The sequence below is a fragment of the Azospira sp. APE16 genome (assembly GCF_047901315.1).
Lineage (GTDB): Bacteria > Pseudomonadota > Gammaproteobacteria > Burkholderiales > Rhodocyclaceae > Azospira > Azospira oryzae.
Window position 1 is genome coordinate 3,252,444 of sequence record NZ_CP179682.1, and the last position, 10,965, is coordinate 3,263,408.

11 protein-coding genes are annotated in these 10,965 nt (G+C 63.2%); 2 read left to right on the forward strand and 9 right to left on the reverse strand.

Annotated elements, in window-relative coordinates; genetic code table 11:
• Nucleotides 1-43 precede the first annotated feature (43 nt).
• Entirely contained in the window at nt 44-946 is a 903-nt protein-coding gene (locus ACLSSQ_RS15515; RefSeq protein ID WP_014236399.1) for a methyltransferase domain-containing protein, read from the reverse strand.
• Nucleotides 947-951: 5 nt separating this feature from the next.
• Nucleotides 952-1,959 (reverse strand): biotin synthase BioB, encoded by a 1,008-nt coding sequence (gene bioB / locus ACLSSQ_RS15520; protein ID WP_416243179.1) that lies wholly within the window; start codon nt 1,957-1,959, stop codon nt 952-954.
• Nucleotides 1,960-2,107: 148 nt separating this feature from the next.
• On the opposite strand from bioB, the gene ACLSSQ_RS15525 reads away from it, so the two are divergent.
• Both ACLSSQ_RS15525 and ACLSSQ_RS15530 read left to right on the forward strand, forming a co-directional pair.
• On the forward strand, nt 2,108-2,770 hold the full coding sequence (locus ACLSSQ_RS15525) for a ComF family protein (protein ID WP_416244299.1): 663 nt from the start codon (nt 2,108-2,110) through the stop codon (nt 2,768-2,770).
• Between the two features lie 21 nt (nt 2,771-2,791).
• Nucleotides 2,792-4,606 carry a Wzy polymerase domain-containing protein gene (locus ACLSSQ_RS15530; RefSeq protein WP_416243180.1) on the forward strand — a complete coding sequence of 605 codons (1,815 nt, stop codon included), beginning with the start codon at nt 2,792-2,794 and terminating at the stop codon, nt 4,604-4,606.
• On the opposite strand, the gene ACLSSQ_RS15535 is transcribed toward ACLSSQ_RS15530, so the two are convergent.
• The 7 genes from ACLSSQ_RS15535 to ACLSSQ_RS15565 form a co-directional block, all read right to left on the reverse strand.
• A complete protein-coding gene (locus tag ACLSSQ_RS15535; RefSeq protein ID WP_416243181.1) occupies nt 4,551-5,039 on the reverse strand; it encodes a tetratricopeptide repeat protein in 489 nt (162 codons plus the stop codon). The genes ACLSSQ_RS15530 and ACLSSQ_RS15535 overlap by 56 nt on opposite strands.
• A gap of 646 nt (nt 5,040-5,685) precedes the next feature.
• Nucleotides 5,686-6,492, reverse strand: a complete 807-nt coding sequence (locus tag ACLSSQ_RS15540) for an ExeA family protein (protein ID WP_235832442.1) — start codon at nt 6,490-6,492, stop codon at nt 5,686-5,688.
• A gap of 49 nt (nt 6,493-6,541) precedes the next feature.
• Nucleotides 6,542-8,236 carry a pilus (MSHA type) biogenesis protein MshL gene (gene mshL, locus ACLSSQ_RS15545; protein WP_416243182.1) on the reverse strand — a complete coding sequence of 565 codons (1,695 nt, stop codon included), beginning with the start codon at nt 8,234-8,236 and terminating at the stop codon, nt 6,542-6,544.
• Nucleotides 8,237-8,244: 8 nt separating this feature from the next.
• Nucleotides 8,245-8,634, reverse strand: coding sequence for a hypothetical protein (locus ACLSSQ_RS15550; RefSeq protein WP_416243183.1), 390 nt, complete (start codon nt 8,632-8,634; stop codon nt 8,245-8,247).
• A complete protein-coding gene (locus ACLSSQ_RS15555; protein WP_416243184.1) occupies nt 8,631-9,284 on the reverse strand; it encodes a hypothetical protein in 654 nt (217 codons plus the stop codon). Before ACLSSQ_RS15555 ends, ACLSSQ_RS15550 begins: the two co-directional genes overlap by 4 nt.
• The gene (locus ACLSSQ_RS15560; protein ID WP_416243185.1) at nt 9,281-9,979 is read right to left on the reverse strand and encodes a hypothetical protein; all 699 of its coding nucleotides are present in this window, start codon (nt 9,977-9,979) and stop codon (nt 9,281-9,283) included. Before ACLSSQ_RS15560 ends, ACLSSQ_RS15555 begins: the two co-directional genes overlap by 4 nt.
• 9 nt (nt 9,980-9,988) lie before the next feature.
• On the reverse strand, nt 9,989-10,936 hold the full coding sequence (locus ACLSSQ_RS15565; RefSeq protein WP_014236389.1) for a hypothetical protein: 948 nt from the start codon (nt 10,934-10,936) through the stop codon (nt 9,989-9,991).
• Between the last annotated feature and the right edge of the window lie 29 nt (nt 10,937-10,965).

A 10,965-nucleotide genomic window follows, 5' to 3' on the forward strand; every position in this document is an offset into this window, starting at 1 on the left:
CCCAGGGCCCGCCAGTATCGGGAAGATGGGGAAGGCTTGACCGCTAGGGGCGGTTGCGATCGAAGCGCACGATGCTGCGCCCGTCTGCAGTCTTCTTCGGCGCCGTTTTCCAGGCATGGCCGTAGACCACCTCCAACGTCACCGGCACCCGGCCGTCCCTGGCCTTGGCGGCGAAGGCGGCGGCTGCCTGGCGCCACAGACGGGGCGTCATCAGGCCGTGGCGGCGCGCCGTCATGGCGACGGTGTCGCCGGCGGCCTTCAGTTCGGCAGCCAGGGCGTCAAAGTCCGGATAGGTCAGGGTGAGGATTTCCATGTCCATCACCGGATCGGCGAAACCGCAATGGACCAGCAGATCGCCCCAGTCGTGCATGTCGATGAAGCGCTGGGTGTGGGCGTAACCATCACCGAAGGCGGCCCGCAGTTCCTTCAGCGTATCCGGGCCGAAGGTGGAAAACATCAGCAGCCCCCCGACTTCCAGGGTGCGATGCAATTCCTTGAGCACCGGTTCCGGGTCATTCACCCAGTGCAGCATGAGGTTGGACCAGAGCAGGGAGAAACTGCCGCCGGCAAAGGGCAGCCGGGCCGCCTCGCCGCCCGCCAGGGCCGGCCCCCGGGAGCCACCGCCGAGCCAGGCGGGAAGCCGGGAAAGCAACGGGCCGCTGGCCGGATGCTGGCGCCGGGCCTGGTCCAGCATGGCCGGCACGGCGTCCACGCCAACGGTGAGGGCCTGGGGATAGCGGGCCTGGAGAGGCGCCAGGTCGGCACCGGTGGCGCAGCCCAGATCGAGGATGCGCGCCGGTTCCAGGCGCACGTAGTCGAGACGTTCGGCCATGCGGCCGCCCACTTCCCGGGCGACAAAGGCGGCGCCGTCGTAGCCGGCGGCGGCACGCGCAAAGGCGCGCCGCACCTGGCGGTCGTCCACCAGGGGAGCCGCGGCCTGTTCCATGGGGCTTAGACGGGCTTGAGGCCGAGCTTGGCGAACATGGCGTCGTCCTGGTCGGCCTGGGAGTTGCCGGTGGTCAGGAGCGCTTCGCCGTAGAAGATGGAATTGGCACCGGCCAGGAAGCACAGGGTCTGCAGCTCCTCGCTCATCTCGTGACGGCCGGCGGAGAGGCGCACATAGGAGGTGGGCATGGTGATGCGGGCGGCAGCGATGGTGCGCACGAACTCGATGCCGTCCACCGGATTGACGTTCGCCAGGGGCGTGCCGGGAATCGGCACCAGGTTGTTGATGGGCACGGATTCCGGCGCCTTGGGCAGGTTGGCCAGCTGGGCGATGAGGGCCGCCCGGTTCTTGCGGGTTTCGCCCATGCCGATGATGCCGCCGGAACAGACGTTGATGCCGGCATCCCGCACCTGCTCCAGGGTGTCGATGCGGTCTTCCTGGCAATGGCTCTTGATCACCTGGCCGTAGAATTCCTTGTCCGTGTCCAGGTTGTGGTTGTAGTAGTCGAGGCCGGCATCCTTCAGCTTTTCGGCCTGGCCGTCCTTGAGCATGCCCAGGGTGACGCAGGTCTGCAGACCCAGGGCCTTGACGGCGGAAATCATTTCGGTGACCTTGTCCAGGTCCTTGTCCTTCGGACCGCGCCAGGCGGCGCCCATGCAGAAGCGAGATGCGCCCCGGTCCTTGGCGGCCTGGGCGGCCTTGAGCACGTCATCCAGGGGCAGCAGGGCTTCCCGCTCCACGTCGGTGCTGTAGCGGGCGGACTGGGAACAGTAGCCGCAGTCCTCGGAACAGCCGCCGGTCTTCACGGAGAGCAGGGTGGAACGCTGGATTGCATTGGGGTCGAAGTTTTCCCGGTGCACCTGCTGGGCGCGGAAGACTAGGTCCATGAAAGGCAGATCGAACAGGGCCTGTACCTGCTCCAGGCTCCACACCGGCTTGTCGGTGGCAGCATGGGCGGAAGCACTATTGGCGGCGGGAGAAGTGGCGGAAACGGCGGCTGTGACTGCATTCATGGCAAAACCTTTGCGAAAAACCCTACTGGCATCCATACTATTAAGTATGGCTCATAATTATGAATAATCCCGGAGCACGGGTGAAATGTCAATTGTAGCCCAAAGCCGTAAAGTCCTCGGGCGGGCCTGGAAATTCGCTTTGAATTCAGTGCTTCCGGCCAGTTGTCTGCTGTGCCACAACCGCTGTGAGGAAGGCATGCTGTGTGCCGCCTGCCGTGACGAGCTGCCGCTGCTCGGCGCCAATGCCTGTCCCCGCTGCGCCGAACCCGGCACCGGCGGTCTGACCTGTGGCCACTGCCAGAAACAGCCTCCCCACTTCGACCGCGCCTGGGCCCCATGGCGTTACGAGCATCCCGTGGACCGGCTGATCCAGGCCTTCAAATATCAGGGCCAGCTGGGACTGGCACCGCTCTTCGCCGAAGGGCTGGCGCGACAGCTGGCACCCCTGGCCGACCAGTGGGACGCCATCGTGCCCCTGCCCCTGCATGGGGAGCGGATGGGCGAGCGGGGCTTCAACCAGAGTCTGGAACTGGGCAAGCACCTGGGCCGGCTGCTGAACCTGCCGGTCCTGTCCCAGGCCTGCCAACGGACGCGAGCGACAACGGCCCAGGCAGAACTGCCCATCGACAAGCGCCACGCCAACGTCCGCGGCGCCTTTCATTGCACCACCGCCCTCGACGGCCAACGGCTGCTCCTGCTTGACGACGTCCTCACCACCGGCGCCACCCTCTCGGAATGTGCCAGAACCCTGAAACTGCATGGCGCACGGCAGGTGGATGTAGGCGTCATTGCCCGCACCTGTCATCATTAGCCTTTTTTCGCAGCCGCCCCGATGTCCTTTTCCTATCAGCGCCATCTGCAGTGCAGCCTGTTCCTGGTCGGGGCCATGGCCTGCCTGCCCTTCCTCAATCCGCACCACTACAACCCCATTCCCTCCTTTTATGCGGAGTGGTGGGCCGGCCTGCTGGGGCTGCTGGCCAGCAGCCTGTTCCTGCGGGAGCCGGCACGCCAGGATCTGCGCCTGCCCCTGGGCGCACTGATTCCCTTTGCCCTCATTGCCCTGTTCCTGTTTCAGCTGGTTGCCGGCAAGGTCCATTTTCTGCACCAGGGCCTGCTCTTTTGCCTCTACCTCATCTGGGCCTGCCTCATGCTGCTGCTGGGCCGGGTGCTGGTCAGGGAAGCCGGCCTGGAACGCTTGGCGCAGACGCTATCCATCGGCTTTCTCTGCGGCGGCCTGATGAGCCTCCTCATCGTCGGCCTGCAGTTGTATCGTCCCGACTGGCTGGGCCTGGAATTCATTTTCCCCACCCGCAATGGCCAGGTCTTTGCCAACCTGGGGCAACGCAACCAGTTCGCCGACTATCTTTGGCTGGGCGTCCTCTCCGCCATCTATCTCCAGGCCCGGCAGCGCCTGCGCCCGTGGCAGTTCCTGCTGGCCGCCATACCCCTGGCCCTGTGCGCCGTCTTCACGGCCTCCCGCTCCGTCTATCTGTACATCGCAGCCACGGCCATCCTGAGTTTTGCCATGGGCTATCGGCAGTCCGACTTTGCTTCGATTCGCAAAGGTACCGGGTGGGTCATCGCCGCCGCATTGCTCGTGGAGCTTGCCAAGCACTTCGGCAACGTGAGCGACGTTGCCATGGTCACGGCCGGTGAGCGCCTGTACAGCGACCCCGGCGGCATTTCCACCCGTTTTGCCTTGTGGCAGATCGCCTGGAACAGCTTCCTCCAGGCTCCCCTGCTGGGCGTCGGCCTGGGCGGTTTCTCCTGGCAGACCTTCGTCGTGGCCGGCTCCGTCCCACCGGGCAGCCTGCCGGGTGCGGCGGAACACGCACACAACCTTTTCGCCCAGCTGCTGGCCGAATTCGGCATCGCCAGTTTGCTGACCCTGATGCTCGTCGGCGTGGCGCTGTGGCGCGAATTCCGGAAGCAGGCATGGGGGCATGGGCATTGGTGGGGACTGGCCGCCATCACCATCGTCGGACTGCACAGCCAACTGGAATACCCCCTGTGGTACGCCTTCTTCCTCGGCCCCATAGCCATCCTCCTGGGAGCGCTGGCCCCCAGGCCCATTTCCATCGACCTGGGCAAGCTCGGCCCCCGGGCAATGGCGCTGCTGCTGCTGGCCGGCATCTGGGTCATGGGCAACCTGTATCGGGACTATTCCCTGCTGGAGGACACCATGCACTGGCGGGATATCGACACGACCCAGCAGACCTCCTGGCCGGAGGTGCATACCCGCTTGAGCAAACTCTACGGCGAGTCCCTGTTCCCCCACTACGTCCAGCTCTACTACGCGCTGGCCGCCCCCATCAGCCCGGACAATCTGGAGGAAAAACTGGCAATCACCGCCGACAGCCTGTTGTTCTCGCCGGTGGATCGACTGGTCTTCAAGTACCCGGCCCTGCTGGCCTTGGCCGGGCGCCAGGATGAGGCCCAACAGATGCTGCAGCTGGCCATCCTCGCCTATCCCGCCCGGGTGCCAGCGGCACTGCGTCAGGTGCGGGTGCTGGCCGACAACTATCCGGAAATCAGGACGCTGGCAGCTTCCCTGGAAAAGGCCGAGGCGGCCGCCAAGCAGCCCCCCGGATTCAGCGCAGGCGCTGCTCCACAAACGCCGCCATCTCCGGTGTCAGGGAACCGCTAGCCCGGGCCGTCTGGAAGGCCGTACGCGCTTCTGCCCCGTTGCCCTGGGACTCCAGGGCTAGGCCAAGGCCGATCCACCAGCGGCCGTCATTGGGGCTGAGGCGCAAAGCCGCCCGGTAGTGCTCGGCGGCATCCTTGCCATTGCCCAGCCGCTGCAGGACATTGCCGGCCAGCCCCTGGTAATCGGCGTTGTTGGCGCCCGCCCCCATGGAGGCCTGCAGGCTCTGCCAGGCGCCTGCCGCATCCCCCTTTTCGATCAGCAGCCGCGCCAGGGTCATGGCCCACTGATAGCGTCCGGGCTGAAGTTGTACCGCCTCGGACAGCAACTCCCGGGCCTCATCATAGGAACGCTGCTCCAGCAATGCTTTGAGTAGCAGCTGCCGGGCGGCTGCGTGAGTGCCATCGACCTTCAGACAGGAGCGCAGTGCATCCATGCCGGACTTGAGCTGTCCCTGGGCCAGCAGGGCAGCACCCCGCCGGTACTCGGACTCGGCACGCTCCTGGGGAGTGGGCTGCAGGGGCGTTTTTTCGATGTGAACAGGTCCATCCCGCGTTTCACCTTTGCTCGCAACACTGGCAGCAACCCCGCTCGCAGCTTTGGCAGGGGAGGCTTGTGGCACGGTCACAGGAACGGGTGCAACCGCAGGGCTCTCCTTCGCCAGCGGCGCACTCCGGCTTTCCTGGGGAACGGATGATTGCCGCGGCTGGGGCATCGAAAGCACATCCGACAGCCGCAAGGGCATGGGCTCCGCGGTAGCTGGGGCCGGTACCGGAGCCTCTATCGGCGCGCCCCCCCCCGCGGCTGGGGTAGCCGGGGGCTCATCCGTCGGAATTCTAGGGGGAGACACCACGGCCGCGGCCACAGGCGCAGCCCCACTTTGCATTGCCAAAGGCAGGTAAAAATAAATGGCTGCCGTCATCAGGGCGATACTGCCACCGGCGATAACCCAAGGCAGAATGGAAGAACGACGGCTCGGAGGAAGGGAGCGTACCTCGTTGGGCAGGGCCCGCTGCACTTCTCCTGCCTGGCGCTGGTCCAGATCCTGCAGCATCTGATTGATCAGGCTCATGGCAACCTTTCTACCACCAGAGACGGAGCGAGCGGGTGCCTTCCGTATCCCGGGCGGCAGCCTTGATGTGTTTACCCCGCACCTGGAAGTGGCCCTCGCCGAATACGGCCAGCAGGGCCTTGTGGGCCAGGATGTTGATCAGGCGGGGAGTACCGCGGCTGGCGCGGTGCAACCCCTTGATGGCGCCGGAGGAAAACAGCTCCTCGCCCCGATAACCGGCCACCCGCAGGCGGTGGGCCACGTAGGCCGCCACCTCGCGACGCCCCAGTCCGGGCAGGCGGTAATGGAAGGCGATCCGCTGTCGCAGTTGCCGGATTTCCGGCATGCCCAGTTTTTTGTCCAGCTCCGGCTGTCCCAGAATGACCCACTGCAGCAGTTTGCGTTTTTCTGTTTCCAGATTGGAAAGCAGGCGCAGGGCCTCCAGACTCTCCAGCGGCATGGCCTGGGCCTCGTCGATGCAGACCACGGTGGACTTGCCCTCCCGGGCGATATCCAGCAAACGCTTGTTGAGGGACTTGAGCAAGTGGTACTGATCGATATCCGGCGCCACCTTCAACCGCAATTCCTCAGCCAGGGCCAGGTAGAGGGTACGGGGCTCAAGGTTGGGGTTGGGCAGATAGGCGGTAACGAACTTGTCGCCCAGATTCTGCAGGAGACGGCGGCAGAGCAGCGTCTTGCCGGTGCCGACCTCCCCGGTGATCTTGACGAATCCTTCTCCCGCGCGAAGCGCCACCAGAAGGGTATTCAAGGCCTCCTGGTGGCCGGTGGTGGCGTAGACAAAGCTGGTGTCGGGCGTAATCCCGAACGGATACTCCACCAATCCGAAATGCTTCAGATACACAGCGCCCCCCCGGCTCCGGCAGATGTCATTGGGGCAGGGTTCTCCGGGGATCGAAATCGTCGATGCGGGACTGGGTGTTCTGCAGATCGGACTGCCAGTCGGATTCGTTCTGGATGACCGTGGGCTTGAGCAGGATCACCAGCTCCCGCTTGTTCAGGGCCTTGGATTTCTGACCGAACAGGTTGCCGAGAACCGGGACCTGATGGATACCTGGCAGACCGTTACTGGTATCGGACTGGTCCTGGGTCATCAAGCCACCGATGGCCACGATCTCCCCGTCGCGAACCCGCACGATGGTATCGGACTCGTTGATCCGGCTGGTGGCCAGGGGCAGGGTCATGGCCAGATCCGTTCCCAGGCTCAGGCTCTTGTTCTTCTCAGTCACCACGCTGATGGAGGGGTGGATGTGCAAGGTGATCAGGCCACTCTCGTTGATCTGGGGCGTCACATCCAGGGCAATGCCGGAGAAGAACGGCTGCAGCGTCACCGTCGGGGTGGTGGTGGTGGTGGTGGAAGCAATGGTGGTGGAACTGACGTTGGTCACATAGTATTCATCGGTACCGACCTTCAGCACGGCCTTCTGGTTATTCAGGGTGGCAATGCGAGGGCTGGACAGCACCTGGGTATTGCCCTGGGTCTCCAGGAAATTCAGCAGCGCGGCGAAGCTCTTGGTGCGGAATGCCAGGCCGAAGAAGCCGTTAGAGCCTGCAGCCAGAGCGCCCCCTGCACCAGGACTGACCGTGGTACCTGCGGAAGTCAAAGCCCCAGACGGAGACAGCGCCGTAGTACTGGAGGAACCGTTGGCTGCCACGCCAATGGTCGTGTGACCACTGAAGGACGCCCAATTGATGCCCGACTGATAGGCATCGCTCAGGGCCACATCAATGATCTTGGCCTCGAGCATGACCTGGCGTTCGATAATGGCCTGAGTGGCCCGCAGATACTGCTCCACATTGCGCAACTCGCCGGGCATGGCACGCACCAAAATAACCCCCGAGTGGGAATTGATGATGACGCTTCGGCCATCCTCCGTCCCTACGATTGCTCCCAATGCAGTCTTCAATTCATTCCAAAAATCTGCATCCTGCGAAGTATAGATGCGGCTACTGTCTTGAGCCCTCGTTGCACCACTGGCAGCAGTTCCAGACGCACTCATCGCCTGAGACTGCGCCGAGGATGTAGAGCTGCCAGCAGAGCTGGCTCCTGGGGAAACCACACTAATGGAACTGGAGGTTACCCGCACATCACTGGAGCCCTGACGCCGGCCAGCCAGGTAATTAACCTGGAAGACCCTGGTCTGCATCGCATTGGACATGACGGTGATGCGATTGCCCTGCACCCGGAAGTCGTAACCATACAGGTCCCGCAGACTCTCCAGCGCCTCCCGCAGGGTGACATTTTTCAGATTGACCGTGATCGAGCCCGCCACTTCCGGCGGCACCAGCATGCTGTAGCGGGTACCGGAAACCAGCGCCATGAAGACCTGGGACGCAGGAGCATTGGTCACCGCCAGGTCAAAGCGAGGCTCAGCCGGCGGCGCCTTGGGCACATCCAGTTGCAGCGGCGGCAGCAATGCCTGATTCACAGCATCGGCACTGGCGGAGCGATTGGCATCCACCGCACCTTTCATCTCGCTCTGGATACGCTCATAAGTGGCACCCGGTTTCCCTCCCGAGGTAACGCAACCGCCGAGAAACAGGGAGGCCAGAATGCCGATCAAGGCTCGCTTCATAAATTACCCCTTTGGTTCCTGCGCCCGACGGGCTTGGGAACTTCACCTACCGTTTTCTTGTTCACATCGGGAGTCATGCGTAGAACCTCGCTCCCCAACGGCCCTTTCAGGACCACTTCATTTTCTTTGATCTTGACCAGAATGCTATCGCCCACTTTGCCGCCCAGGGGGACCATCGCACCGCTGATGACTGCCACCGGAGTTCCCTGCCGGCGCAGCACGACTGACTGCAGGACGGGGCCGGACACCGCCGCACCACCTTCCGGAGAGACATGAACCCAGGCCTCCGGTGGCCGGGTAGGATCAGGCAGAGCACTATCGTCAGCGATGGCAGGCATCATCGCCAAACAGCCACCCCAAAACACCAGGCATTTGATTCGTGTCATAGGACCAACCACGCCTTATCCAGGCTGAGGGTATAGACCCGCAGGGTCAGAATGGAACGGGGATACACATCAACCTTCAGTTCCGCCCCCTCCCATAGCAGCCGCTCCGGTGCCGACTCCAGATCGGCCAAATAGCCAAGGAGGTCGCCATAGCTGCCGGCCAGGCGTATCTCGATACCGTGGCGGTAAAGATTCAACTCGGGAGTGCTGGCAGCACTCGGACCATCGATGGCCGGCACCGGCGCCACAGTACGCAGACCCAGCATCTGCAGGCTCTTGCGACGCCCCATCAGGCGTTCCAGCAGGGCCGGAGCAGCCTGGGGGGAAACGAGGGTGCCATCAAACGACTTCAGTTGTCCATCCAGGCTGGCAACCCGGCCCTTCAGGGTCTGCAGAACCTGGGCGCGATTCGCCGCACTGTTCGCCAGTTCCGACTGCACATCCTTGAGCTGCAGGGAAAGGCTGGCCACCTCGCTTTCACGCTGCTCCGCCAGGGCAGTCTGAGCCCGGACCCGAATCAGAGGAGATGAAAGCAGCAAGGCATCGCCAACAAACAGCACCAGAACAACAGCAGCCACCGCTCCGATGGTCCTCTCCCGCTTATTGCGAGCATCAAACCATGCCAGCCAGGCCAAAAACTGCCCCTTCATTGCCCACTCCCCTTGCTCTCGGTTGCGTCCCGCTCCCCGGCAGAGGAAGAGCGCAAAGGTTTCAAGACAAAATTCACGTAATTCTGGGAAGGCCTTGCGGCCGGCTCGGACGGTTTGGCGGCACCAGCCTGGGGCACATCGGGCGCATCCGGCAGGCGGACATCCAGTGCGGCAAACTCTCGTCCGACAAAAACCGGCTCCCGGTTGAGGCGACGAATGTATTCGGGCAGCAGGGACTGGTCCGTCATGCGCCCGCGAATTTCCAGCCCTTTACCCCCTGCCCCCAGGGAAAAGCCGGTAAGCCACAGACCAGGCAAGGATTGACGGGCCAAGCCGCGGAAATAATCGGCAAAACCCTGGCCCTCCTTGGGCGAACCCTGCTCCAGCAAGGCCAGCACCTGTTCGCGCTCGGTCACGGCGCGCTGCAGGCGGGATAGTTCGGCATCCTTGTCCACCGGGACCTTGGCGGCCGCCAGTTGCTGGCTGGCCTCCTGCAGTTTTGCCTTCAACTGGGAGACAGATTGCTCAGCAGCCCTGGCCCGTTCAGTGGAAGACACCAGACGGTAATGGGTCGCGCCGGCGGCAACGAGGAAAAATACAAAAAGACCGGTAACAGCGAGGGCCAGATTGCGCCCGGTAATCCACTCTTTCTCGGGAAGCAGGGAAGGATGGAACAAATTGATTTGCTGACTCACACCACCCCCTTAACGCATCGCACAACCGAGCAACTTCAGGCACTGGGCCTGACGCTCGGGATGGCGCAACTCGGGAATACCCGGGAAATGCAGAACGTTCTGCAAGTCCAGGGTTTCGACCGGCACATAAACATTGGGGGCCAGGGTGGCCTTCAGCCCATCACCACCGGGCACCTGGGCCAACCAAAGCTGCCCCATGGGGACGAAACTATACTGGCGATCAAACGTGTCCAGGGTCCGCTGGACCTCAAGCACGATGCGGTCGAATAGCTGCTCACGACGTTCGTCCGCAGCCCCTTCCAACGCCTGGCGACTGACATCGATGCGGCGGCTGACATACAACTCGCCCTGAGCGCTGACCGTCAGCAGGCCGCCATCATCGTCGAAAGTCAGGAGAGCGACGGCCCTGTTGTCCTTTTCCAGCAAGGCGGCGATATTGCGCTGCCCCATATCGGGAACATCAATGGCTTCCAGTTTGAGTCCGGCGCCGACCACTGCCGCAGCCAGCGGCGACAGCACAGCATTGGCCGCAACTACCACCAGCACCTGTTGCGCCCGCCCACTGCCCTGCTGACCGGGAACATCCAGCACATCCAGGGTTGCCGCCTCTACGGGATAGTCCAGCATGTCCTTGATCTGCCAACGCAAGGCTTGCCGCCGCTCGTCGAGAGGCACACTGGGCGCCTCGACCTGCAACACCTGGAAGTCACCGGAATTGAGCATGACCACGCAACGATGGGAATGCAGGCGCTTTTCCTTGCGCAAACGCTGCAAGGCCCCCTGCAAATCGCCTCCCGTGGCGTAGGACTCAAGCAGAACGACCTCGGGCATCTGTCCGGGAGCCTGCTGCACATGGGCCAAATCCACCCGATCCTTCAGGCAATTTATGGCCAGCCAACCATCCGACCGTTTGGCGGATGCGCTAGAGATAGAGGGGGCGGACAGGGAGATGGACATAGACGTCTTGATATTTCACTAAAAGATAA

Coding starts and splice junctions, on each gene's coding strand:
- ACLSSQ_RS15515 (WP_014236399.1), bottom strand. CDS start 946: ATGGAACAGGCCGCGGCTCCCCTGGTGGACGACCGCCAGGTGCGGCGC.
- bioB (WP_416243179.1), bottom strand. CDS start 1,959: ATGAATGCAGTCACAGCCGCCGTTTCCGCCACTTCTCCCGCCGCCAAT.
- ACLSSQ_RS15530 (WP_416243180.1), top strand. CDS start 2,792: ATGTCCTTTTCCTATCAGCGCCATCTGCAGTGCAGCCTGTTCCTGGTC.
- ACLSSQ_RS15535 (WP_416243181.1), bottom strand. CDS start 5,039: ATGGATGCACTGCGCTCCTGTCTGAAGGTCGATGGCACTCACGCAGCC.
- ACLSSQ_RS15550 (WP_416243183.1), bottom strand. CDS start 8,634: ATGACACGAATCAAATGCCTGGTGTTTTGGGGTGGCTGTTTGGCGATG.
- ACLSSQ_RS15555 (WP_416243184.1), bottom strand. CDS start 9,284: ATGAAGGGGCAGTTTTTGGCCTGGCTGGCATGGTTTGATGCTCGCAAT.
- ACLSSQ_RS15565 (WP_014236389.1), bottom strand. CDS start 10,936: ATGTCCATCTCCCTGTCCGCCCCCTCTATCTCTAGCGCATCCGCCAAA.